Here is a 24,121-nt window from a genome sequence, read left to right on the forward strand (position 1 = left end):
CCTTTATACTATATTAGTCTATATTCTGCACGCTATGAGGATTTCCTAAGATTTCCTTCAGGGATTTCTACAAAAAATCTTACTCTGCAGTATTTTATCCCCGTGTCTGCTACATCTATGGCATTTGCATAAAAATGGAGCTGCTAAAAGCAGCCCCAAGGTATTACGCAATCATTTAAAACTCGATGTATTTATTTTCCGCATTATCATTGATTACATAATAAGCTCTACGCTCATTTGCATTGATGTAGATTTTTACTGATTTTACATCATCAATGCTGTTACCCTCAGCTAAATAAGCTGCTCTGGTTCTTTGAACCAAATCATCAGAGCTAATCTGCATGCCGTTAAATTCAAAGTAAGTATTAAGCTCTATCCCCACAGTTGCTTCCTTGTCTGCTTCCCTGTTAATAATCATACTTCCTCCTTCGAAAAATAAACTACAGTTCCTTTATGTCGAAAGGCTTTCGCCTTACCACCAAATTATCTGCTCCACTTTAGCCTATGTAGATTACCTTTAAGTTTCATTCCTTCAAAATCCTGCTGACGCAGGGCTTCATAGAGAATGATAGATACCGAGTTTGATAAGTTAAGTGACCTTATCTCCCCTATCATAGGTATTCTTACTGATGTTTCTTCATATTTTACCAGAATTTCCTCCGGTATGCCAGCACTTTCTTTGCCAAACATAATGAAGTCATTTTCTGTATATTCTACTTCAGTATAAGCTTTTTTAGCCTTAGTGGTAGCCATGTATATCCTTGCTCCGGGATTTCTTTCTACAAATTCCTCAAAGTTCTCGTATACGTGCAAGTCTAATTCTTTCCAGTAGTCCATACCTGCTCTTCTTACAGCCTTATCCGAAATGTCAAATCCAAGGGGTTTAATAAGGTGAAGGCTTGTCCCCGTAGCCACACAGGTTCTCCCAATATTCCCTGTGTTTGCCGGTATTTCCGGCTCGTGTAATACTATGTTCATATCAGTCACTTGTTATTGCTATATTCATGTTGATGCACTTATCTCCATCATAGGTAAGAGGAATGCATAGATTCTTGGTAAATGAAGCACTAAAGCTCATATCCCCCATTCCAACCGTAGGAGGTGTAATATCTATGCCTATACCCTGACTTGAAAATAGCGTGGCCGCGTTGCCAAGCACCATATTGCCGAGCTCACAGATGGCACTAAAGCCTATTTCACCAAGCTCAGGAAGTGGTCCCTGCATCATCATTTTTCCTGCTATATCACAGGCTACCGCATTGTTAAACTCTATAATTACCTGTCCTCTTACGTCACCTGTTATTCCTATAATAATTATCAGTGAATCGTGTGAAAATTTCATATCCTTCAAACCCGGTTTGCCAATAGCAGCTTCAATCATACAAGTCTGTTTAAGTATGGTTGTGGCTGCTGCAAGGAAGGGATTGATGTATTCAACACTGAGTCCTGCCATTTTTCTACCTCCATGTTATTTATTTGGTACCGAATTTGTTCAAATGTCTCTTAGCAAAGTTTTCTATTCTTGACATTGCAATCCTTAGATTATCAATGGAATATGCATAAGATATCCTTATGAATCCCTCTCCACATCCTCCAAAGGCTGTCCCCGGTACTACTGCAAGTTTCTCCTCTTCGAGAAGTTTTGTCGCAAACTCCTCGCTTGTCATTCCAAATCCTTTGATGCAAGGGAAGATGTAAAATGCTCCAAATGGTTCGAAGCACTCTATTCCTATCCTTTTAAGTTCAGATATAAGAAATCTTCTGCGCTGATTGTACGCCTCCCGCATGTTTTCTACATCTGTATCACCATTTTTAAGTGCTTCTATGGCTGCGTACTGACTTGTTGTTGGCGCGCACATAATAGCAAACTGGTGAATCTTAAGCATCTGGCTTATAACCCGCTTAGGGCCTGCAGCGTAACCCATACGCCAACCGGTCATAGCAAAGGCTTTTGAAAATCCATTTATATAAACAGTTCTTTCCTTCATGCCGGGAAATGCCGCTATAGACACATGTTTTCCCTTGTAGGTAAGCTCCGAATATATCTCATCTGTAATTACAAATATATCTTTCTCTATTACAAAATCCACAATAGGTGCAAGCTCTTCCTCTGTCATAATGGCACCTGTGGGATTGTTTGGAAATGGCATTATTAAAATCTTTGTCCTGTCTGTATAATACTCCTCGAGCTCTGCCCTTGTGAGCTTAAACTCATTCTCTGCCTTAAGCGGTATAGACACCGGCGTTCCCCCTGCAAGATGAGTACAAGGCAGATATGATACATAGCAAGGCTCCGGAATAAGCACCTCATCCCCCTTATCAAGCATGGTTCTAAGGGCTATATCTATAGCCTCACTGCCACCTACTGTAACAATGACCTCATCTTTAGCCTCATAGTCAAGGTTGTATTTTCTCTTCACGTACTCGGAGATATTTTCCTTAAGTTCTTTAAGACCTGTATTGGAGGTGTAATGCGTCTTACCTCTTTCAAGTGAATATATACCCTCTTCTCTTATATGCCAGGGTGTCTGAAAGTCAGGCTCGCCCACACCCAGAGAAATCGCATCCTTCATCTCGCTTACTATGTCAAAGAACTTCCTTATGCCTGACGGCTTTATCTCCTGAATAGCGTTGTTTAATATTTCTCTCAAGGTGTAATTAACTCTCTTTCATCTTTTTCTTCTTCCACATAACTCATGCCGTGCTCTTTGTACTTCTTAAGCACAAAATGCGTTTCAGTGCTGATGACTGATTCAAGTGGGGATAGCTTGCTATGTACAAATTTAGCTACATCTCTCATGCTCTTTCCTTCAACTATAACCATAAGATCATAGTCGGCAGACATAAGATAGACATAAGAAACCTCTTCAAAACGATAAATTCGCTTTGCCATAAAATCAAAGCCTTCATCCCTCTTTGGAGCAACCTTTACCTCTATGAGGGCAGTCACAGTTTCATTATCGTCTATTTTTTCCCAGTCTACAAATGTAGGATAACCGCATATTATTCTCTCTGCTTCAAGAGCCTTAATTTCGCCGCTTACAAGCTCTGCAGATACTCCAAGCATAGCGCCGAGGTCTTCTGCGGATAATTTACTGTTTTTCTCAATAGCCCTTAATATCTCAAGTCTCAACTTTTTATTTTCCATGCAACTTTCCTCACAAAACAAATATAGTAATATAATACTATAACTTTAACATTTCAACAAGTGCAAATTCATTTCAACTGGTAATAGTTCTCTATATTAGTAACTGTATTTCGGTGGCTCTATGAATCTCTCCTCATCATCAAAGACTATGACTCTCTTCTTATCCTCTAAAGCCCTGCCTATGCAGACGGCAAGTAAGCCTGCATTCCTAAGTGCGTAGACTAGCTCTTCGCCCATATCAGTAGCAAGAAGGTAGGAGCCTTTCGAGTTAAGCATAAGGGGATTGAGGTTAAAATGATTACAAATTTCTATAGTTTCCTGTTCATAACTAAGTCTGTCCGCATATACCATAAGTCCGGTCTTTTCTCTATCGCCTAAGCTCCACAGTCCCGAAAGCAAGCCACCCGCTCCCAAAGGCACAATTGCAGTAGTCCTATAAAACGCTGCTGTTTCCGTTTCAATAATCGGAAGTCTGTCTGCCCTCTTATTCTTAAGCTTTTCTATATAAGGCTCGTGATAAATGGTTCTAAGCTCTTCAAGGTTCTCACTGCAAAGCTTTGTCAGGCCGTATTTTCCAAGGCTTCCGGTAAGAATAATGTCCTGCCCGGGATAAAGCTTACCTCTCTTCCAGGGTGCTTCAGAAGCGCTTTTTATAGCCCCACTGCCTAAGATAAACACTGTCTGCTCCGTTTCACCAGTATCGCACAAGCTTACCGACACACGTATAATCTGTGCTCCAAGACCGTCTGAGACAGACTTTAGGGAGGAAGAAAACTGTCTAAGTTCACTCTCTTTAAACTCTCCCTTGAATACGATTTGAACCCTTAGTTCTTCAAGGCTTCCGCCCGCACACATAAGCTTCCTTAAGATGTCATTTAGATCTTCCTCCCTTAGAATCGGATTCTCCTTAAAGGTAAGAAGGGTTGATGCTTCAGCAAAGAATTGGGCGTCTTTCTTTCCCCCGGATATAGAGACAGAGTAGGCATTCTTTTGGAACAAATGCCTACTCTCCTCCTTCAAGTATAACTGCTTAAGTACACTTCTTTCGTAAATGTAATCAGGAAGTTCTATCATCCTTCAATTCCTTCTTCCGAATCATCACCGTCACTTGGTGCCGGTTTTTTCGGACTGGTATTTTTGTCTTTGTTTTCATTATTTTCGGAAGATTTATTTTCTTTTTCCTCTTCTTTCTTCTTTTCTTCTTCCTCTTTCTTTTTCTTCTCTTCCTCAGCCTTCTTCTTAGCAGCTTCTATCTCATACTCGTGAGGTCTGTAAGAGCTGGTATTAACAAGCACCTTGTCAACAAGCACTCCGTCCTTGTAGATATATTTATAGAGCTGTGCCCTGCTTCCATTTTCCCTTGAAAGCACTACTGAGGCGAGTTCGACCTTTCTATGAGCCACATCTCTGGTCTCATGTCCGTATACGTTGAAGGTAATCATTCCGCCATTTGCTATTCCCTCTATATATATCGGATATTCTGTCGTATTCTTGAATTTTAAATCTTTCCAAGTTCCTGCAATGGCTGCATCCCTTGCCAAGTCCACATAATCAACGCTCATAGAATGGTTCTGTCTCTGGACTACTCCAAGTTCTGAGAACAGCACCGCATTGTAAAGCGTTGATGATACCTGACAGATACCTCCTCCCATATCTGGAACTATTTTGCCTTCTACATAGGCTGTACCCATACCGTAGCCATTCTGAAGCGTGTATGGCGCCATCTTGGCATTAGCAGAAAGTGTTTCACCCGGCATAAGAACTGAGCCATTTATCAATCTGCAGCCGTTTGCTACGTTCTGTCCTCTTCCGCCTGCAGGATTGAATCTGGTAGTGTAAGTACCAAGCAGATCTGTTACCATGCTTAGTTCTTCTTTTCCATACTTAGGCTTTTTGGTATAAAGTGTAAACTCAGCCTTCTTAGTGTTGTCAATTCCTTCTGGAAGTGACTCTATATAAGCTTTTACATCTTTTTTTGCTATGGATGCTGCTTCCTTTGTATTGAGGCTTCTTCCATTTTTACCGCCTCCTACTACAAAGTGTCCATTCGTCCTTGTAAGAGTAGCATTTTCCGGTGCTATGTTATATTTTTTAGCAACAGACTTCACAAAGCTATCAATTTTCTTAGAATCATAGCTAAACTCAAGATTGTACTCAGGCTTATTTTCCTTTGCTTCCTTGATTTCCTTGTATCTCTCTATAATATTGCCAACTTCGCCAATCTTAGATATCTCTTCAACTATGTTATGGCTCTTTGCCTTTACTCCCAAGTTTTTAAGCGAAACCGATTCAGTCCCCTGTACTTCACCGTTTTCGGTAACAGAAACCACAAGTTCTTTACTCTGAACCTTAGCAACATAATCAGCAATTATTTTCTCTGCCTGCTCTTCTGTTTTGCCACCAACATCTATTCCGTTTACCCTTATGCCCTCGCAGATGATTCCTTCTTTTTTGGAGCTAAGCGCAGATACGGTAACCACAAGTCCGGCAGTGGTGATAACAAGTACAGCCAATATCCCATAAATCGAAATAATTAACTTCTTTTTTCTGTTTCTTTTACTACTTCTTCTGCTTTTGCTCTTAGATTTACTTTCCCTTTTCATTTTTACTCCTCTTATACATTACCTAACATGCTTGCCACCATTGGGATTAGCATCGATAATATTACTATTATGATGATAATCTTTGAAATCAGCTTTTGATTTTTTTTATTATTAAAATCCATTTTACCCCTCCAAATATATTTCAAACTTCATTTTCATTTATATCAAGCCTTTTGACCATTAACACTGTATATGCTATAATAATTTAGTGTCAAAAATATGAAATTCTGCAAAAAAAATTATTTTTCATAAACGGAGGTCAATATGCCTATTTTCCTTATATTCATCATACTTTTCGTTCTCTGGGTAAGATATGAGACCCAGAAAAATTCCAGAATCGAAACCGAGGATAACCAAGGCTTCCTCGAGAGAGAGCGTCAGGCAAATTTTACCAGAAAAGCCGACCTCACAGACCTCGACTACACAGTTATTCCTCTAGATGAACTCCCTTTTGCAGGAAGCTATGACGAGGTAAAGTCTTCATATTCACTCCCTGAGGGCTTAAGCGAACTCACAAAGAGCGAAATCCTTGACTGCGAGCAGAAGATAATCGCTCTCAGCCACAAGAAAATATTAAATCTTGGGCACATGAGTAACACCGACATCAAGATGGAATACGGGGTTGCAAACCTTCAAATCCTAATCCAGTATGATGAAAATTCCTCAAAGCTCTCAAGGCTGCTTGCAAAATGGGGTAAGCTCCTTTATGAAAACGGCGAAGAGAAAGCTGCTGAAAAAGTCCTTACTTACGCTGTTTCCTGCAAGTCCGACATAGAAGATGTATTTATCACCTTGGCTAAAATCTACCGTAATAATGGCAACGAACTTGGCATTAGTGACCTCGTGGAAGCCTGCCAGTGTTTTGATGAGCTTAGGAGGGAAAATATCATCAACCAAATAACCTCTATTTAACTATTTTATCTCAACCTCTCCTCTCATACAATAGGAGTTTTTGCTAAATTTAAGCTCTATTTTTGATGTTTTTTTATATATGATACAGGATTGCTACGGCTGTGCTTTTGACATCCACATCACTATATAATCACTTGCAAGATGGACAGACATCTGAGAGGAAGCATCTGTCACATTTTGGAGCCCTGGCTGTGCAGATTTCCCTACCAAGGGCAATAACATCCAGATTCCATATTATCCACGCGCTTTCAGGCAGTACCTCCATCAGCTCAAATTCTGCCTTAACCGGGTCTTCAGTAGTTGTTATCCCAAGTTTCTTTGATATTCTCTTCACATGTGTATCGACAACTATGCTTGGAATGTTAAATATATTCCCTCTGACTACATTGGCAGTCTTTCGCCCTACTCCCGGAAGCGCTATAAGCTTCTCAAGCTCCTCAGGGACAACCCCTCCGTATTCACTAAGAAGCATCCTTGCACAGGCTATGATGTTCTTTGCCTTATTATGATAAAATCCCGTAGAGTGAATATCATCTTCCATCTCTTTAAGGTCTGCTCCTGCAAAATCCTCCAGAGTCTTGTATTTCTTAAACAAATCCCTTGTAACCATATTTACTCTGGCGTCTGTACACTGGGCACTAAGTATGGTTGCAAAGAGTAACTGCCAGGCATTCTCGTACAGAAGATAGGTACGGCTCTCGCCCCCATAGCGCTCTATAAGCCTTCGTATTATCTCGTCAATCCTCTCTTTTTCCTTCTTTGATAGTTTCTTCATATTCGCTCCAATAAAATTTAATTTGACACAACCTAATATATCACAAAAGTAAATTGTAGTCTAGAGGTGTTGAGGCGGAAATTTACTTTCACTATTTTAATCAAAGAATGAAAAACTCAAAAGTTGACGTACCAGGCTTATCATAAGCCTGGTACGTCAACTAAATTCACGCTTCATTGTCATAATACATTTTATCTTTATCATAGAAACTATAATCCTTGATTTTTACAATTATTATCCTTTCAAAATAGCGCCTGCAGTAAATGTTTTTTCTACTTGATTGCTAAAAAAAATAAATAGCATCACCGGTAAAATACTGGTTATTACCATTGAAGCATACATTCCTCCATAATCCGTTCCATACTTACCAGATGAATAATTCATTAGTGCTATTGGTAACGTCCTATACTTTTCTCCACCAATTAATACTAAAGCATATATGAACTCATTCCAACTATTAATAAATGTATTAATACACATTGTTGCAATTGCAGGTTTTATAATAGGAGCAATTACTCTGAAAAGAATATCTAAAATTCCAGCGCCATCCATAACTGCTGCTTCTTCCATTTCTGCAGGAATTCCAGACAAAAAGCTGCTACACATTAATGTAGATATCCCTATATTAAATGCAGATATAGTTAAGATCAGAGAAATTGGATTATTTACTAAGTGTACTCTACGAAGCATAATAAAAATCGGAACAATTACTATTTGAGACGGTAATAATATTCCAATAGTTACAATTTTTCGCATTTTTATAGAAAATTTCCATCTCATCCTAGTCAACGCATATGAAAACATGAGAGATACTGTCACCGTTAGAATTAACGTTGCACCTGTTGTTATAACACTATTAATAAAGAATCGCATTATATTTCTATTAAAAATTGCATCAGTATAATTTGAAAACTTCCATATGCGTGGAAGTCCAAAAGATTCTCCTGTCATAATCTCATCAGTATCTTTAAATGAATTTATGAACATCCAAACAAGTGGATATACAGAGGTTACTGCACAAAGTCCAAAAATAATTGTTAGTATTATTTTTATCCATTTTTGCTTTATTCTCATTATCAATCTCCTATTCAACGCTTTTTTATCCTAAAAATTCTCCCTAGCAAATATATGATCGCACAAGTCTCTAGAATAACTACTACACCTACAGCTGCAGCCATTCCGTATCTTTGATTTGAAAATGCTTGATTATACATAAACATCATAACTGTTTGTGTTAAATCACCAGGACCTCCCTGTGTCATAATATACACTTGAGGAAATGTAAAAAGCCCTCCAATAGCAGAAATTGTAACGCAAGTACTTATAACATCTTTTAAAAGGGGCAATGTAATATAATGTACTGTATCAAAAAAACCAGCTCCATCAAGACTCGCTGCTTCAAAATAGTTCTCAGGAATTGCCTTTATTCCCGAATATACCATCAAGAAATCCATTCCAAACATCCACCACATTCCAACAATTGCTACACAAATCATTGCTGTCTTATGATTAATAAGCCATTCATTTTGAAGAAAACCAAGGCCTATTCCCTTCAAGATATGATTCAAAAGTCCCCAGTCTGCATGATAAACTGTAAGCCATAATTGAGATATTACAGAGATTGAGAGCACAAGTGGTATAATATAAGTCGTTCTTAGTATTTTCTGTACTCGTATGTCTAATGTACACATCAACACCGCCACAACTACCGCTAAAATTGCATTAAAGATGACCGCAAGTATACAAAGACCTATAGATGCAAAATTCGCCTTGATAAATGATGTATTATTAATTAATGTTTTGAAATTCTGAAACCACACAAATTTTTCAGTTGTTAGTCCATTAGTTTTTTGCATTGACATTACAATAATGCTTAATAGTGGATAAATTACAAACGCTGATAATAGTAACATTGCTGGGGAACATAATAAAAAAATATATTTTTTATTTTCAAGTATACCTTTCATAGATAGTCTCCTTTTAAATAGCCAGATATACTACCTTTGCAGATAATATACCTGGCCGTTTTCACATCAGTATTACTCTTCTTTGGCTGCTTTATCCATGTCTTGTAGGTATTGTTCTATTGTATAATCAGAAGTATTTGTCATGAATTTACTTGTCGAGCGCATAACTCCTGAAGAAGCTGCCGCCGTAGGCATTACATCCTGTACAAGTCCATACACAAACTCAAATTTCTGCATATCATCTGCTAATTTTGCTACTGGTTCAGCGAACTCATTATCATATTTCCATCCCATTTTATCAGCTTTATAGACTGTAAATGGATTTCCTTTCTTTTCATACACATACTGACACCTAAGCTCTGCAATTGCTTCACAAAGAGCTGCAGCCTCAGCAGGATACTTTGTACCAGCATATGCCATCATTCCCGAATTCTGCTTAACTCCACCAGCAACATTTTTGCCATATTTATCAATATCACCATCATTTATAACAGGATAATAAAAATAACCAAAATCTTCTCCCATCTTTTCAGCACAAGAAGCAACTGCCCATGACCCATTCGCCATCATAGCTGCTTTCCCAGTTTCAAATAGAGGTAGAGCTTCATCTATTCCTGTCAGTGATACATTTTTTGAAAATGCCCCCATGTCTAGAAGCTCTTTCATAACCTTAGACGCTTCAGTATATGGTTCATCTGTAAATTTTGCCTTTCCTTCAACAATTTTCTCAGTAATTGTCGGGTCTATAGAATAAGCAAAACCTTCAACCATCATTGCTGCACACCATCCATCTTTTCCTCCAACAGATATCGGCAAAATACCATTTTGGACAAGTATTTCTACCACATTTTTCAATTCTGCGACTGTTTTAGGAACTTCTAGGTTATTGTCTTTAAATATTTTTTTGTTATATAAAATAATTTCATAAGCAATATCTTCAAAAGGTACTGAATATGTATTACCGTCATCTGCAGGTTTTTTAGCTGAAGGAATTACCTTATCCCAATAACCACTACTTACTAGATATTCATCTAATTTTAGTGCACTTTCAGATTCCAAAATTGGTGTAGCCCAACTACCTCCTCTTTCCCACCAAACATCAAGTCCTTCACCACCTGCAGAAATCATAGTACGCACCTTAGTTTCATATGTCTGTGCATCACCAGGAGTCATTTCAAGGTTTACTTCTACATTGGGAAGTTTCTCATGTAAATGTTCCATGACATACTTCATTTCATTTTCTACATTTTCGTCTGTATTGTTGAATAGAACATTCAATTTTACTTTTTCAGTAGTTTCTTTTGGCACACTGCTGTTTTTCGTACTAACCTCTCCCGAACAACCCACTATTATAGCCATAGTTAATCCTAATGATATGATTGATAGAATTTTTTTGTTTTTAATCATAACCACTCCCCCTTTCATATACCTGTTATCTTTGTTGTTACTATCTTACTCTTTTTCATACTAAAATAGAATGGAATTTTTCTCCTTTGTATGGAAAAATAAAAAATTAACTTTAATCATGTATTTTCAACAGCTTACTTTTACTATATAATAACTATTACAAATTATTTTTCGCTAACACATTCAATTCAAGGAGAGTAAGATGAAATTTAGAAAAATTTGGAGTTGCTTAAAGCTAAAGCAAAAAATACTCATGCTTTTTCTTCCTTTGACAATATTATCAACTTTATTAGTTTTAAGTATTTCAATTTCAATTCTAATTAGAAATGAAAAAAACGAGTCATTAAAAAACTCGGAGGATAAGTTAAAACTTGTAACTGTTCAAACTGAGCAAATTCTTTCCAATATTATAGATAATGTTAAAGCTTTTTCTACAAACTCCAGCTTGCATGAAGCCATTCGAAATAAGTATCCACTCAATGCATATGGAAGTTATCTATTTTCCTCTGCTATGCATTCTTGCATACATAACGTAATGAATCTTAAAAACCTCATTTCTGGCGGATATATTCAAACCTTCGATGATAAAGTTTTTAATGTTAAAACTGATGAAATTTATAAACCTGATGATGTGATGAATATACGTTATAAAGAGATTATTTCAAAAAAAGGAAAAATCATGTTTGGTCCATCGCTTTCTCCAAACAACGAAAATTCAATATCTATTTCAAAATCTCTTATTGATATAGAAACTGGATTTTGTTTGGGAGTGCTCGTTTTTGACATTAGGGAGTCTCTTTTTCATGCTTCTTACGCTCCAATTTTAGATAATATGGATGATAATTTTTTGCTAACTGACGATTCTGGAATAATTATCTCTTCTGATAACAAAAAGGAATTACACTCCTCTGTTCCAGAATATATTAAAAACCTGATAAATTTTTCTTCGCAAAGCAGAACAATTCAACCACTATCTATTGATAAACTGGTTATGATATCTCGCACAAATATTGGAAATTATCGAGTTATTTATGAAATGAATTATAACCAAATTTACAAAGAAGCTTTACATCTAGCATTGTGGCTATTATTAATAGGTTTGTTCATTATTTTTATCTCTATAATTTTATCATCACTACTTGCGCAGAGTATTGTACATCCAATTACAGAACTTGCGACTTATGTTGATGAAACTGGTAAAGGACATTTTGATTATCCTATTCCTATACAATCAAATGATGAAATTGGCCTTCTAGCTAGACGTTTTCATAATATGAACGAAAGCATCAGGGAATTAACTATTCGTATTTATAATGAACAAAATCAAAAGAAAGAATTTGAGCTAAGGCTTTTGCAAGCTCAGATTAATCCACATTTTTTATATAATTGCCTTGATAACATTAGTAGCCTAATAACAGATAAAAAAAATGACACCTCAATTTCAATGATATACCATCTTGGTAAATACTATCGTTATGTATTGAGTAAGGGAAGAAACATCATCACAATACACGAAGAAATCGATTTGATTAGAAATTTTTTGGAGATACATCTTATCAAATCACCAGATTTGTTTACTTATAATATAGAAATTGATCCTCTAGTTTTGGATTTTAAAATATTAAAAATGTTGCTTCAACCTATCGTTGAAAATTCAGTCGTTCATGGCTTTAGTGGCTATACAACTGGTGGAAGGCTTTACGTTAAAGGATTTTCCGAAAGCGATAATATTTTTATTATTATTAGTGATAATGGTAAAGGTATTCCCGAAAACATACTTAACTCACTTTTTTTGCCAACATCGCCCTCATTTCCAAAGCATTTTGGATTAAAAAATATAAAAGAGCGACTTCAACTAAAATTTGGTGATAATTTCCATTTTGAAGTTTCTTCAGTAGAAAACAAGAAAACTGAGGTCACAATAAGATTTCCTAAAGTCTTATAAGAAAGGATTATTTATGGCATACAAAATTATGTTTGTTGATGATGATTTACTTATTCTCCGCAGACTGCATCAAATCTTAGATTGGAAGAATCTCGGATTTGATCTTCTCCCTGATGCAGCAAATGGAAATATCGCATTAGATTTAATCAGAAATTCAATCCCAGATGTAATAATTTGCGATATAAACATGCCAGGCATGAACGGCCTTGAACTAATAGAAAAACTCAAAGCGCTATATCCATCTATCCAGTGCATCCTTCTAACTGTAAATGATAGTTTTGGATGTGTTCAGCGAGCTCTTAACATAGGTGTTAATAATTATTTACTTAAACCTATTGATCCCATAAAGCTTGAAAAAATAATTACTAGAATTCTTGAAATACTTAATTCTTCTCGCGAACATGAGAATTACGTTAACACTTTATATAATAAAGCATTGCTAAACGAACGCATGATAAGAGATAAGTTCTTAAATTGGTTAGTGTCTGGCCGTCAAATGCTTAATGAAAAGCAAATTTTAGAGAAATTTACTTTTTACCGTATTCCTGTATGTGGAGAAGAATTTCAAATGATTGCAATACATATTAATAATTCAGGATTTTGGTATAGAGCCGAAAGCGTTGCAAATGAACTAATGCAAACAATTTCCAAATCTATTGAAGATACCCTAAACGAATTCCCAAATTGTGTTGTGTTCACTGATCCTTTTTGTCAGTTTAATATTTTAATAGGACATTCAAGTAAAACCACGCCACTTGAACCTAGTATTGAATATCTATGTAAGCTTTTAAAGGACAGCCTACTTTTTAACCTAAACCTGTCAGTAACTGTATTTTTCAGCAGGAAATACAGTGGCGCTAACAATATTTATCGATGTTATTATGATACGAAATTTTTGTCTCAGTATACTTCTTATGTAGTAGATAAAGGTATTATATCATTTGATGAATACCTAAAGCATTCATTTGATTTTGAAACAGATTTAGATTCTGTGCGTACAAAGACTTTTCGTTTGCTTCGAGCAGGTGATAAAATTGAATTATTTAAACATATTGAAAATACACTAAATATACCTATTATTCGAGGAGCATTTGATACATTTAGCATGTTACGTGTTGACTTTGTTATGACAGGTTTAATGTATCTACAAGAGAATAGAATATCACTGCAAGATGTTTTCGATCCCCATTTTGCTCCTCTTGCAGACATAGTTAGTCTGAATATCCCAGAGGAATGTTCCTCATTTTTGAATGGTTACTATGTAGAAATCATTGACTTTATACAAACAAACAAATTTTCAAGTGGTAAATATATTTCCGACAAATGTGTTGAGTTAATAGAAAAGAATATTGCCTCCCCAAGATTATCAGTTAAATGGTTAAGTGAACAGATATATATAAATGATAATTATCTTAGTAGGCTTTTTCATAAGGAAATGGGAATTCCTCTAATTAAGTTTATAACACAGAAAAGAATGGCTACTGCAAAAAATTATCTCGATAATGGATGTACTAATTTAGGACAGGTATCATCACTTGTAGGTTTTACAGATTCCTTATATTTTAGCAAATGCTTCAAAAAGCATTATGGTATTTCTCCTTCGCTTTATATAAGACAAATGCTATAAGACTTTTTAGTTACAAACCTAATAATCCATAGTTATTTGTACAACATTATCCTTAGCTGTTAACCCGTTTAATTTCTATTCATTATACCTAAGTTTTACTATACGACTCACTTTAATGAGAACACCATTACGTTTAGCTATATCCAAGTACATATAGCTGAAAATGGCTCTTACCGTTGAAAATACTCGTCTCAAAGTAATGAAAAATCTAGGCTTCGGTTACTTTTATAACCGAAGCCTGATTGCTTAAATCATCTCAATACTTTCTTAGAAATTTCCCATTATTTCTTTAATGAAAGTCTGAAAGTATATTTTCCTGTTCTTATAAGCACTACATTTACAGGTTCACTAACACCATCAAACTCAAATTTTACTTCATTTTCGCCCTCAACAATAAGATTTCCTAAGGCAGTTGGGAAGCGTCTGTTATTATAATCCTTTATCTCAACAAGACCTGTCCTAACTTTTATAGAATCATTCACAACTTCTTTATACGTACCGTCACTGCCCTTTACAAACATCTTAACTGCTGTTGACTTAAGAAGGTCTTCACGCTTAGGGTTTATGATTATTTCATGCACTCCGTAAGCTCCGTTATACCTAGCCTCAGTAAAGGCAGGTTCTGTATTTTCAGCTTTCTTTGTCTCCTCCATACTGATAATGTCTGCTGAGTAAGGAGAGCTGTTATCAAAGATAATTGTATAGCTCTTGTAAATGCTTGACTCTATCACAAGGGCAACTTCTTTTTTGTTATTGTTAGGTCTGCGTATCTTTAACATCCCCCAGGAAAAGCCATACTGGTTTTCCTTTACCTTATTAGGAAAACCGAGATCACCTACATTGCTGTACTTAACGCCGTCTACAGTAATTGCCGTAATACTTTTAAGCCACTCGCCTGCATCTTTTACAGCAAAACCAGAACCTATGGTAAGTTCTCCATCATCACCACCCATATGAAGGTTTCCCTTAGTTCTTTCAAGGCTCTTTAATCCGCTCTCAGTCTGACCACCCTTATCAGGATTCTCAGGCTTATTAGGAGTCTCTGGCTGCTTTGGCTCTACAGGCTTCTCCTGTGCTTTAGACACTGTAGCCTCTATTGTCTGTGGCTGGTATCCGTCTGCATATACTGTTATAGTATTCTTTCCATAATTTGGATAATACTTGTTAGTGATGAACACAGAGCCCTTTATGATAAGCTTGTCGCCATCTATCTTATAATCATCATCCTTTAATGCATAAGCAGTATTCTTTGCTCCATAGTGATAGTTCTTATTCTCACCTGCATACATAGCTATAATCTTTGAAAGATATGTCTTATCTGCGTATACTACAAGTTCTTCATCCACCCTAATCGCACTTCCTGATGGATAGGTAAAGCCTTCAACACTCTTTCCAAGGTAGCTTCCATCCATCACAAGCTCACCAAGAAGGTTGTCTTCAAGCACTTCCTTTACTCTTGTAAGTCTGCTCGTAGTCTTAACATTAGGTGTCTTAACATACTCTGAGAATGTTAAATACTTACCCTCTGTCCTTGCTGTATTTACTGCATCATTATAATACTCCCAATTATAGAACACCTTGCCCTCTTCATCATAGACAGCTATATAATTGGTCATATCCTTTTCAAACCTGTCAACTATGCCCTTTGCATAAGCATTGTCTATACCGAGCTTTTCAAAAATCTCAGCATTGGCAACGAGGTCCGTGTTGAAAATGATATTAGCAGATACAGAGTTGCCGCCACTAGAAGGGTTGCCGTCTGAACCTGTACTTATCTTCGATGCTCCTGCTACTGCATCAAACTTCATTCCTTCAACAGAGAGAAGGCTTGATTTGCTTCCAAGTGCTACAACTTTATTGTCAGGGGTAGTCTCATCGTTCTTTTTGTCGGTGTCTTTTCCGTCAGTTACCTTAAATACCTTATCTATTGTCTTATAGCTGTTAAAATGAACTCTTAAGGTATAATTTCCGTTGTAAGGAATGTTGTTTACACCCTTACTTCCATCTTCTTCCTTACCCCTTGTAACATCGTTATAAAGCACAAAGAGGCCATTAAACATAAAATAATCGCTTATATATCTAAGTGTCTTTATTTCACCTGTTGGAAGTATGAGCTCTACCTTCTCAATCGGATTTTCCAGGCCAACCACTACATTTTTAACTGCAAAATGAAGATTCTTGCCTGACTGCACAGATGGCTCTTTTAAGAGGAACTCAGGAGTTTCTTTGCCCTCAACCTTAACACGAACCAGAATAGCCTTACTTTCAGCAGACTTAATCCTTATCCTGTAATAGCCTCTGCTTCTAAAGTTAGACTGGTTGGTAGATACGCTAAGCACCGCTACAGTCTTTCCATGATGCTCCTTAAATGACTTGGTATATACAAGCTCTTTATTAAGAGTTGTCTGATTTTCATTGTCTGAAACCAGCTGAAGCGCTCCTGTGGCTGGTATTCTGTCAAACCAGGTCTTATCAGCCTCATCAGTATAATTAAACTGCACTTCTACATTGCCCTCTTCAACAGCAGGCACCGTATGGTAAGGCTTCTCAGTTACCTTTCTTGTAGCTGCAAGATTTAGGTCAAATGTAGTTGTCTTAGGCTTGTAACGAAGCTTTCCCTCGTCATCGTAGTTGCTAAGGTAGTAGTCCCAAACAGCAACCTTGCCATAACCTATGATATACTTAGGAGATTTAGCCTCAGTAGTAAGTACAGGCGCTACAACCTCGCCTGCATCTGCGTCTCTATTTAGCTTAACAGTCTGGCTTACCTTATTGTCTGCCTTGCTTACAACCTTAACTTCAGCAGGATTAAGTGAAGATACCTCCCACTTTACAATAGTACCCTCTTGATCCACAGGAGTAAGCTCAGATGTAACATCAACTCCGTCTACATATACGGCAGTATTATCCTTTGTGTAGCCTTTTTCAAAGTTTACCACTACAAATCTCTGAAAACTTGTTGCATCTATAATCTTAGTTCTTGCTTCATTTACAAGCTTAACAGCTTCTATCTTTTTCTCAGTGCTTCCACCGTTACTAACAGAACCTCCTGCATTTGATGAACCACCATTATTGGCAGAGCTTCCTGTATTTGATGCATTGCCGCCTACCACATAAGCATTACCGCCAAAGAAGATGCCACTTGGAGTAGGCTCATCTGTTACTGAAGCTCCGTTTTCGCCAGTCTTTGAGCCTTCCTCAGTTTTTCCTATATTGGCAGCACCCTGAGCAGTCTCATCCTCTTCAATGTTGAGGTTAGAAGATGCATAGGTATCTCCGGACTTTACCGCAATGGTACTTCCTGCAATCGCAAGCTTTACAGTCTTTTTAGTCTTGTTGATGGCTATAAGCTCTATCTTTGAAGTAATCTTTGCAAGCTCTGCACCGGGCTTAAATGTAAGCTCAGCGTATGAAGCCTTACCACTTATTGTTAAATTAGCTTTAGAAGAAAGCTCAAGCTTATTGCCGCTTTCATCTATGATAAGTCCCGCATTTCTAACGGTTCCGATTAAAATAATCTTCTTAAACTTAGCACCCTTAGCTATATGAATCTTAGATTTTTCAGCTAAGTTAATTACCAGAGTTTTAGTCTTGTAGTTTCCCCTTGGTATGCTTAATCTCTTTGCAGAAGCGGCCTTTAAGATTATTCTCTTAATGCTCTTCTTCTTTAATGCATTCTTGATGGCTTTGTTTGTGCTTACAGTAATCTCTGTCTTTTTAACCGCAACCTTCTTTGCCTGTGCTGCACTTGCCTCTACAGGCTGAAACTGAGCCGGCAACATACTTAACGACATAGTCATAATCAGCGCTGCGGCTATGTTTTTACTTAGTCTTCTCATCTTTCCTCCTGATGATTAAATAGTGGTTATTAGATACAAATAATAATGAAAATGAACTTCATTATGACGAGCCGTTCTATCATACCAATAGAAAAAGGAAAGTTCAACAGCTTTTTATTAATGATAATTTTTCTCATTAGTAGCAAACAATCTGCTTTCTTTTCAATTTTTGTTTTCTTCTTAAATTGAATATATAGTTCCTATTTATTAGGTGATATACGGAAATATTATCAACAATTCCTTGAACATTTATCATAATTGTTATATTATTATTCTATTAAGAAAATTCCTCAGGAGGGCGCCTATGTGGACAAGGAAAACTCTCAAATTAAATGCGAAAGCAGCATTCAAAAATAACTACCCGGAAACAGTAGTCGTTTCCTTGATTTTTATTCTTTTGTCCTTTTTCTTTGATACTTCCAACCCAAATATAAATAGGGCTACAGCCATATTTACAGGAGATTTATCTGGCAAGCTACATTCACTTACTTCAATCTTCCTAGGTCTGTTAATCATCATGGGAGTAATTGGGATTGCATTAAAGGCTCTCGTATATAATCCCTTTGAGGTCGGGTTCCAAAGATTTTTCATAGATAACCACAATGGCAATCCTAAAGTTGGTACTATATTTTATGCATTTAAGACGAATTATATCAACATAGTAAAGACCATGTTCCTAAAGGATATTTACATCTTCCTTTGGAGCCTGCTATTCATCATTCCCGGGATAATTAAGTCCTATTCCTATCGTCTAGTACCCTTTATACTAGCTGAAAATCCAGATATGGATGCTGATGGCGCTATCAGATTGTCGATGGAAATGATGAACGGAGAAAAGTTAAACGCCTTTATACTTGATCTTAGTTTCATACCTTGGCTTGTACTCTCAGCATTTACCTTTTATATAATTGGAATATTCTATGTATTCCCTTATGTAAACGCTACCAATGCTGAGCTATACCTAGCTATTAAAAACGGTGATTTTTACAATGACCAAGGTATGTTTAGTGACAACTTCTTTAAAAACGGCGGTGGTTATTATGGTTAGTTTCAGACATTTATTTGATAACGGAAGGGTAATACATACCGCAAGCTGTTATGGAAATAATGATCTTGAAGTTGTAGAAAAGACTGAAGACGGCGAAGCTATCCGCCTTCTTCTTGTAAATGGCGCAAGGGAATCAGCCACATACATTGATAAGGCTCACAGAAATGACCTTGTGTTTAGGTATGCCATTGGCTTCAACGATGTCTTTGAAATAAATAAGAACTTAAAAGACTGCCTCCTTCTTGGCGGAGCCGGCTTTTCCTATCCCAAATACTTCATAAGCCGTTTCCCTGAAAAAACCCTTGATGTGGTTGAGATTGATGAAGTAATGGTAAATGTAGCATTTAAGTATTTTTATTTGGATGAACTTTATGAAGAATATAATCTTCATGAAAATGAAAGACTTAAAATCTATGTCATGGACGGGCTGAAATTCCTTTCAACCATGCTTAAGTCCTACGATGTCATCTTTAATGATGCCTATATCTCTGATTCTCCTGCTGAGGGACTTATGAGCTACGAGGCTATAAGCCTAATAAAAAACAGGCTGACTCCCGGTGGAATCTATGTGGCAAATATGATAACAGCTATGGCTGGCGAATCTGCCTATCCTCTGTTTTCAATCCTCGCCAACCTTAAGCAGATATTTAAGTATACGAGGTTTTGCAAATGCCGTAATGATGTACCTGCAAACGAAAAACAGAACTGTCTGATTTTTGCTTCAGACAGTCCCATTTAAGTTAAAAGTCCACATCGTCAGGGTTATGTGCGTGTCCCCCTATATAGGGCAGTTTATTAAGAATCTCCATATCTTCCTCTTCAAGCCTTATGAGCCTGAGATTGCTACTCATCCTATCAGGTGAAACAGTCTTTGGAAGAGGAATTATCTCCCTTTGCCCTAGAAATGATATGCATATGTTAGGAACTGTAGTTTGATACTTTTTAGCCATCTCCCGTAATATCTCATTTTCAAGGAGAGCCCCTGTACCTAAGGGGCTGTAGCCTTCTGTGATTATTCCGTTGTTATTATTGTATTCTACAACCTCTTCCTGCATATACCCCACATGAAGCTCTATCTGGTTGACCATAGGCAGAACTTTTGCACTCTTTTTTAGCTCCTCTATGTGGTGAGGCAGAAAATTGCTCACTCCTATCGCCTTTACCCTGCCATCTTCGTATAGCTCTTCAAGAGCCTGCCAGGCCACTGCATTTATCTCGGAGGGATTCTTATAGCGTACTTTATTGGCGGGCCAGTGTATGAGATAGAGGTCAATATAGTCTAAATCCAGGTTTCTCATAGACTTGTCAAAGCCCCTAAAAGCCTTGTTATAGCTACGGTTCGTGTTCCATAGCTTGCTTGTTATAAAAATATCAGACCTCTTCTCTATAAGCGCCTCGCTAAGAGCCGCTTTTACACCAAGTCCCACACTTCTTTCATTCCCGTATGCTCCTGCTGTGTCTATATGCCTGTAACCTGCCTTTATTGCCTCAAACACCGCCCTCTCACAGACCTCTCCGTAGGGGATATTCCAGGTGCCAAAGCCTATATCAGGTATATCTATTCCATTTCTAAGTATCATATTACTCCGTAATGTAGGCAAGAATGAGGGCATAGGTATTGTTCATTCCATCTATGTGAGAACGCTCGTAGCCATGGGTTGCTCTTGTGCCAGGTCCTACACAGGCGTGGCGGATATCATGTCCTGCAACTATGGAAGTATCACCGTCAGAGCCATAATGAGGGGTGAAGATGTCAAGTACATAGTCTGCTCCTGCCTTCTTCGCCGCCTCTATAAGCTCATTATTCAACTCATAATGATATGGGAAGCGGCTGTCCTTGCAGAAAATGCTCACCTTTCTCTCATCTGTGGTCTGCTCAGGTCCCACACAGGCTATGTCCACACCCAGCACATCAACCACATCGTCAGGAAGCCAAGAGGTACCATGTCCTATTTCCTCATAGGCAGCAAAATACATATATACCTTGCGGTTTAGCTTAAGTCCCTCATTTTTAAGAGCCTTCATTATCTCTATGAGAATAGCAACCTGAGCCTTATCATCTATGAAGCGGGCCTTGATGTAGCCGTTTGAATACATATACCTTGGCTCTAAGGCTATCATATCGCCTACCTGTACACCAATAGCCTCTGTATCCTTATCGCTTTTTACATCCTCGTCAAGTATAACCACTACATTGTCCTCGTACTTAGGAGCTATTTCAAAGTATTTATCAGGAGTTACATGAACTGAAGCCCTGTCTCTTTGTACGGCTCCTGTGATAATCTTGCCATCTCTGGTGTGTAGTCTTATATTCTCGTGAAGAGCAGACTCAGCGTGAAGTCCTCCTACAGGGCAGACCATCAGTGTTCCATCCTTCTTTATGTGACGAACCATAAGACCTATGTCATCAAGGTGAGCAGTTATTACAAGAGGCTCTCCCTCTCCACCAAGGCAGGCAAGAACTCCTCCCTTTCTGGTCTCTATGCACTTATAGCCAAGACTTTTAATCTTTTTTACCATATAATTATGTATTTCTCTAAACTGTCCTGTAGTAGAGTCAATGGCAAGCAAATCCTGAAATTCTCTTAAAAATTCGGCATCATTCATCTTTTTCATACTATTCATCCTCTTTCCAATGATTAATACATATCTGTGTTTCAAATCATTTGGTACCAAATACCTTAATCCTTACAAGTAACTCCAAAAAATATTCGTAATTCACTCATTTTTATAATGACTAATTACGAATATTTTAGGGTGTCAAAAAATCATAAGTTCTCTTGTAGGCGGAGCAAAATCGTAGCTTTTACTGCCAGTTCTTGTATCATATGATGTAGTCCGCTGTTGTATTCCCTATTTTATCAACTATATCCTGAACCGTAATTCCGTCAAGATACTCATTTACAACCTTGTAGAGCCCTTCCCACACATATAAGGTCTGGCAGAAGTTCTTTCTCTCACAGAGATTAATCTCTGAATCCAAGCAGCTCACAGGTGCAATGCTTCCCTCTGTTATCCTTAGAATATCTCCAACTGTGTATTCCTTAGGCTCCTTAGCCAGTCTATAGCCGCCTCTATTACCTCTGTTGGTAGCAAGGAGTCCGGCGCCGTTTAGCACAGGTACTATCTGCTCCAGGTATTTTTTGGAAATGTTTTGTCTCTTAGCTACATCCTTTAGTGCAATAAACCCGCTGTCCCTATGTTCAGCCAAGTCTACCATCAGTCTCAGTGCATATCTTCCTTTTGTCGAAATCTTCATACTAATCCATCCACTTCCTCAGTTAATCTTGTAATATACTTTTTCTTATCCTTAAATGACGGAAGAATTTCCCTATAAATACCAAGAAATTCAGCTTTTAGCTCCGACCTTGACGGTCTCGCATTCACCGGCAAAAAAAGGACATTGTATTCTTCATCAGAAAGCACAGGCAGGATGTCCGTCATGTAAGCTCCTATCTTTCTGTAGAAATCAAGCGCCATTTCTCTCTTTTTTATGGCTTTCTCATCAGTCTTACCCACTCCCTCAAGCTCTATAAATATACCTAGTGGGAACTTATACTCACTTGTCTTGTTTTCTTCCTTGTTTTCTTCCTTGTTTTCTTCCTTGTTTTCTTCCTTGTTTTCTCCCTTCTCTTTTTCCTCACCCTCTTCTTCCTTAGGTATAAGGACTTCTTTTAACATATCGAAGAATATCTCAGGATAATTGTAGCCCCTGTATTTCTTTAAGACCACAAAATAATCAAGAAGCATTACCCTTTGCTCTATGTCATTAATAAAAAGTCCAAAGCAAAAGAGATGCTTTTCATCATCAAAAAGCCCGTAGCAGCTGCATATCTTCCTTGCTATAAGCCACCTTATAGCTGATTCTGATATAAGAAAGCCATCAAATTCCTCGTCAAAAAATTTGGTCAGATATCTTTTATACAAAGACAGAGTCTCTTTCTTATCCAGTTCTCTTAAAGTGAAGTCCATCACATCACCTCTCTTAGCTGTCAATCTTATTTATAATGAAAACCTGTTATCAGATATCCGTCCTTGGTACTGCTAACAACCAGATTAGGCTCAGAAAGCCCTAATAAAAATCCGTCACTGTAGGCATTGGTAACAAAGAGGTTGGTCTTCGATACTGAGCTTACAAGCCTCTTGGTAAATACATCACTCTTTTTGAGTGAGATAAATTCCTGAACGCTGCCTATCCTTATATCAGTGCCGGTATCAAATACCAGAGGATATTCACACAGTCTCGCAAGACTACTCTGGTCTTTGTTTCGCACTGCCAGTATAATAGAGCCTGCTGCAACAAGGGCTTCCTTGCTCAGTTTTGGTAGCTTTTCGGAATCAGATACCTTGTTTACCTTTACTTTATTGGCAGATTCTCCCTTAAGCTCACCCTTATACTCTACCTTTACTGCTTCACCTGCGGCGATTCCGTCCTTAAGACCCGTAACATCAACGTCTTTATTAAGTCCAAATCTAACGGTAGTGCCCATATCACTCTGCAATACCATATGTTTTTCTGAAGCCTCTATGATAACTCCGTACATTATCCCATTGCTACTCATAGGCGGTACTTCCACACTTACTGCACCTGAACTTGCAGAGCCCTGTTCACTTGCTGCACTACTTGAGGCTGTATCAGCCTTTTTTCCGCAGGCTGAGACTAAGCCGGTAGAAAATACAATTAGGCTTAATATAATTATCGACTTAAATATCTTATTCTTTACCAAGTTTACCTCCGATTAATCAGGTAATTTAAGCATAAGTTCCCAACAAAATGCTTATCCCCTACATCATACTATGTTTAAAAGGTTTTGACAAGTAAAAAGTCCATCTCTAACTCTAGAAAATGG

22 protein-coding genes are annotated in these 24,121 nt (G+C 37.5%); 5 read left to right on the forward strand and 17 right to left on the reverse strand.

Annotated features, from left to right (window positions below):
* Positions 1 to 175 precede the first annotated feature (175 nt).
* The 7 genes from ACO6HM_RS00835 to ACO6HM_RS00865 form a co-directional block, all read right to left on the reverse strand.
* The gene (locus ACO6HM_RS00835) at positions 176 to 418 is read right to left on the reverse strand and encodes a DUF6465 family protein (protein WP_485389316.1); all 243 of its coding nucleotides are present in this window, start codon (positions 416 to 418) and stop codon (positions 176 to 178) included.
* A 65-nt stretch (positions 419 to 483) separates the two neighbouring features.
* The gene (locus tag ACO6HM_RS00840) at positions 484 to 978 is read right to left on the reverse strand and encodes a tRNA (cytidine(34)-2'-O)-methyltransferase (RefSeq protein WP_485389317.1); all 495 of its coding nucleotides are present in this window, start codon (positions 976 to 978) and stop codon (positions 484 to 486) included.
* A 1-nt stretch (position 979) separates the two neighbouring features.
* Positions 980 to 1,453: a chemotaxis protein CheX gene (locus ACO6HM_RS00845; RefSeq protein WP_208429622.1), complete on the reverse strand. Its 474-nt coding sequence runs from the start codon at positions 1,451 to 1,453 to the stop codon at positions 980 to 982.
* Between the two features lie 19 nt (positions 1,454 to 1,472).
* Positions 1,473 to 2,651, reverse strand: a complete 1,179-nt coding sequence (locus ACO6HM_RS00850) for a pyridoxal phosphate-dependent aminotransferase (protein WP_485389318.1) — start codon at positions 2,649 to 2,651, stop codon at positions 1,473 to 1,475.
* Complete coding sequence (locus tag ACO6HM_RS00855) at positions 2,648 to 3,133, reverse strand: Lrp/AsnC family transcriptional regulator (protein WP_485389379.1); 486 nt, start codon at positions 3,131 to 3,133, stop codon at positions 2,648 to 2,650. The genes ACO6HM_RS00850 and ACO6HM_RS00855 overlap by 4 nt, the downstream gene beginning before the upstream one ends.
* Before the next feature lie 111 nt (positions 3,134 to 3,244).
* Positions 3,245 to 4,222, reverse strand: a complete 978-nt coding sequence (locus ACO6HM_RS00860; RefSeq protein ID WP_485389319.1) for an AIR synthase family protein — start codon at positions 4,220 to 4,222, stop codon at positions 3,245 to 3,247.
* The gene (locus ACO6HM_RS00865) at positions 4,219 to 5,751 is read right to left on the reverse strand and encodes a VanW family protein (protein WP_485389320.1); all 1,533 of its coding nucleotides are present in this window, start codon (positions 5,749 to 5,751) and stop codon (positions 4,219 to 4,221) included. The genes ACO6HM_RS00860 and ACO6HM_RS00865 overlap by 4 nt, the downstream gene beginning before the upstream one ends.
* Before the next feature lie 264 nt (positions 5,752 to 6,015).
* Here ACO6HM_RS00865 and ACO6HM_RS00870 point away from each other — a divergent pair, with 264 nt between their 5' ends.
* Positions 6,016 to 6,663: a hypothetical protein gene (locus ACO6HM_RS00870; protein ID WP_485389321.1), complete on the forward strand. Its 648-nt coding sequence runs from the start codon at positions 6,016 to 6,018 to the stop codon at positions 6,661 to 6,663.
* 130 nt (positions 6,664 to 6,793) lie between these two features.
* On the opposite strand, the gene nth is transcribed toward ACO6HM_RS00870, so the two are convergent.
* From nth to ACO6HM_RS00890, 4 genes are all read right to left on the reverse strand, one after another.
* Positions 6,794 to 7,438, reverse strand: a complete 645-nt coding sequence (gene nth, locus ACO6HM_RS00875; RefSeq protein WP_485389322.1) for an endonuclease III — start codon at positions 7,436 to 7,438, stop codon at positions 6,794 to 6,796.
* 234 nt (positions 7,439 to 7,672) lie between these two features.
* On the reverse strand, positions 7,673 to 8,512 hold the full coding sequence (locus tag ACO6HM_RS00880) for a carbohydrate ABC transporter permease (RefSeq protein ID WP_485389323.1): 840 nt from the start codon (positions 8,510 to 8,512) through the stop codon (positions 7,673 to 7,675).
* Positions 8,513 to 8,526: 14 nt separating this feature from the next.
* The gene (locus tag ACO6HM_RS00885; protein ID WP_485389324.1) at positions 8,527 to 9,405 is read right to left on the reverse strand and encodes a carbohydrate ABC transporter permease; all 879 of its coding nucleotides are present in this window, start codon (positions 9,403 to 9,405) and stop codon (positions 8,527 to 8,529) included.
* A gap of 72 nt (positions 9,406 to 9,477) precedes the next feature.
* Positions 9,478 to 10,812 (reverse strand): ABC transporter substrate-binding protein, encoded by a 1,335-nt coding sequence (locus tag ACO6HM_RS00890; protein WP_485389325.1) that lies wholly within the window; start codon positions 10,810 to 10,812, stop codon positions 9,478 to 9,480.
* Between the two features lie 202 nt (positions 10,813 to 11,014).
* On the opposite strand from ACO6HM_RS00890, the gene ACO6HM_RS00895 reads away from it, so the two are divergent.
* Both ACO6HM_RS00895 and ACO6HM_RS00900 read left to right on the forward strand, forming a co-directional pair.
* Positions 11,015 to 12,757 carry a sensor histidine kinase gene (locus tag ACO6HM_RS00895; protein ID WP_485389326.1) on the forward strand — a complete coding sequence of 581 codons (1,743 nt, stop codon included), beginning with the start codon at positions 11,015 to 11,017 and terminating at the stop codon, positions 12,755 to 12,757.
* A 13-nt stretch (positions 12,758 to 12,770) separates the two neighbouring features.
* Positions 12,771 to 14,384 carry a response regulator transcription factor gene (locus ACO6HM_RS00900; RefSeq protein WP_485389327.1) on the forward strand — a complete coding sequence of 538 codons (1,614 nt, stop codon included), beginning with the start codon at positions 12,771 to 12,773 and terminating at the stop codon, positions 14,382 to 14,384.
* A 281-nt stretch (positions 14,385 to 14,665) separates the two neighbouring features.
* Here the strand turns inward: ACO6HM_RS00900 and ACO6HM_RS00905 are convergent, their stop codons facing one another.
* A complete protein-coding gene (locus ACO6HM_RS00905) occupies positions 14,666 to 18,223 on the reverse strand; it encodes a hypothetical protein (protein WP_485389328.1) in 3,558 nt (1,185 codons plus the stop codon).
* 304 nt (positions 18,224 to 18,527) lie between these two features.
* Here ACO6HM_RS00905 and ACO6HM_RS00910 point away from each other — a divergent pair, with 304 nt between their 5' ends.
* Both ACO6HM_RS00910 and ACO6HM_RS00915 read left to right on the forward strand, forming a co-directional pair.
* On the forward strand, positions 18,528 to 19,271 hold the full coding sequence (locus ACO6HM_RS00910; protein ID WP_485389329.1) for a DUF975 family protein: 744 nt from the start codon (positions 18,528 to 18,530) through the stop codon (positions 19,269 to 19,271).
* Entirely contained in the window at positions 19,264 to 20,010 is a 747-nt protein-coding gene (locus tag ACO6HM_RS00915; protein ID WP_485389330.1) for a spermidine synthase, read from the forward strand. Before ACO6HM_RS00910 ends, ACO6HM_RS00915 begins: the two co-directional genes overlap by 8 nt.
* A 1-nt stretch (position 20,011) precedes the next feature.
* Here the strand turns inward: ACO6HM_RS00915 and ACO6HM_RS00920 are convergent, their stop codons facing one another.
* From ACO6HM_RS00920 to ACO6HM_RS00940, 5 genes are all read right to left on the reverse strand, one after another.
* Positions 20,012 to 20,851: an aldo/keto reductase gene (locus ACO6HM_RS00920; RefSeq protein WP_485389331.1), complete on the reverse strand. Its 840-nt coding sequence runs from the start codon at positions 20,849 to 20,851 to the stop codon at positions 20,012 to 20,014.
* 1 nt (position 20,852) lies between these two features.
* Positions 20,853 to 21,887 (reverse strand): M42 family metallopeptidase, encoded by a 1,035-nt coding sequence (locus tag ACO6HM_RS00925; RefSeq protein WP_485389332.1) that lies wholly within the window; start codon positions 21,885 to 21,887, stop codon positions 20,853 to 20,855.
* A 208-nt stretch (positions 21,888 to 22,095) separates the two neighbouring features.
* The gene (locus tag ACO6HM_RS00930; protein WP_485379566.1) at positions 22,096 to 22,530 is read right to left on the reverse strand and encodes an RrF2 family transcriptional regulator; all 435 of its coding nucleotides are present in this window, start codon (positions 22,528 to 22,530) and stop codon (positions 22,096 to 22,098) included.
* On the reverse strand, positions 22,527 to 23,243 hold the full coding sequence (locus tag ACO6HM_RS00935) for a hypothetical protein (protein WP_485389333.1): 717 nt from the start codon (positions 23,241 to 23,243) through the stop codon (positions 22,527 to 22,529). Before ACO6HM_RS00935 ends, ACO6HM_RS00930 begins: the two co-directional genes overlap by 4 nt.
* Before the next feature lie 26 nt (positions 23,244 to 23,269).
* Complete coding sequence (locus tag ACO6HM_RS00940) at positions 23,270 to 23,998, reverse strand: hypothetical protein (protein WP_485389334.1); 729 nt, start codon at positions 23,996 to 23,998, stop codon at positions 23,270 to 23,272.
* Positions 23,999 to 24,121 lie beyond the last annotated feature (123 nt).

It is taken from the genome of Catonella sp. (genome assembly GCF_057250765.1).

Excerpts from the sequence above, each read along its gene's own strand:
- ACO6HM_RS00835 (WP_485389316.1), bottom strand. The coding sequence starts at position 418 with ATGATTATTAACAGGGAAGCAGACAAGGAAGCAACTGTGGGGATAGAG.
- ACO6HM_RS00840 (WP_485389317.1), bottom strand. The coding sequence starts at position 978 with ATGAACATAGTATTACACGAGCCGGAAATACCGGCAAACACAGGGAAT.
- ACO6HM_RS00845 (WP_208429622.1), bottom strand. The coding sequence starts at position 1,453 with ATGGCAGGACTCAGTGTTGAATACATCAATCCCTTCCTTGCAGCAGCC.
- ACO6HM_RS00860 (WP_485389319.1), bottom strand. The coding sequence starts at position 4,222 with ATGATAGAACTTCCTGATTACATTTACGAAAGAAGTGTACTTAAGCAG.
- ACO6HM_RS00865 (WP_485389320.1), bottom strand. The coding sequence starts at position 5,751 with ATGAAAAGGGAAAGTAAATCTAAGAGCAAAAGCAGAAGAAGTAGTAAA.
- ACO6HM_RS00870 (WP_485389321.1), top strand. The coding sequence starts at position 6,016 with ATGCCTATTTTCCTTATATTCATCATACTTTTCGTTCTCTGGGTAAGA.
- nth (WP_485389322.1), bottom strand. The coding sequence starts at position 7,438 with ATGAAGAAACTATCAAAGAAGGAAAAAGAGAGGATTGACGAGATAATA.
- ACO6HM_RS00880 (WP_485389323.1), bottom strand. The coding sequence starts at position 8,512 with ATGAGAATAAAGCAAAAATGGATAAAAATAATACTAACAATTATTTTT.
- ACO6HM_RS00885 (WP_485389324.1), bottom strand. The coding sequence starts at position 9,405 with ATGAAAGGTATACTTGAAAATAAAAAATATATTTTTTTATTATGTTCC.
- ACO6HM_RS00890 (WP_485389325.1), bottom strand. The coding sequence starts at position 10,812 with ATGATTAAAAACAAAAAAATTCTATCAATCATATCATTAGGATTAACT.
- ACO6HM_RS00895 (WP_485389326.1), top strand. The coding sequence starts at position 11,015 with ATGAAATTTAGAAAAATTTGGAGTTGCTTAAAGCTAAAGCAAAAAATA.
- ACO6HM_RS00900 (WP_485389327.1), top strand. The coding sequence starts at position 12,771 with ATGGCATACAAAATTATGTTTGTTGATGATGATTTACTTATTCTCCGC.
- ACO6HM_RS00905 (WP_485389328.1), bottom strand. The coding sequence starts at position 18,223 with ATGAGAAGACTAAGTAAAAACATAGCCGCAGCGCTGATTATGACTATG.
- ACO6HM_RS00910 (WP_485389329.1), top strand. The coding sequence starts at position 18,528 with ATGTGGACAAGGAAAACTCTCAAATTAAATGCGAAAGCAGCATTCAAA.
- ACO6HM_RS00915 (WP_485389330.1), top strand. The coding sequence starts at position 19,264 with ATGGTTAGTTTCAGACATTTATTTGATAACGGAAGGGTAATACATACC.
- ACO6HM_RS00920 (WP_485389331.1), bottom strand. The coding sequence starts at position 20,851 with ATGATACTTAGAAATGGAATAGATATACCTGATATAGGCTTTGGCACC.
- ACO6HM_RS00925 (WP_485389332.1), bottom strand. The coding sequence starts at position 21,887 with ATGAAAAAGATGAATGATGCCGAATTTTTAAGAGAATTTCAGGATTTG.
- ACO6HM_RS00930 (WP_485379566.1), bottom strand. The coding sequence starts at position 22,530 with ATGAAGATTTCGACAAAAGGAAGATATGCACTGAGACTGATGGTAGAC.
- ACO6HM_RS00935 (WP_485389333.1), bottom strand. The coding sequence starts at position 23,243 with ATGGACTTCACTTTAAGAGAACTGGATAAGAAAGAGACTCTGTCTTTG.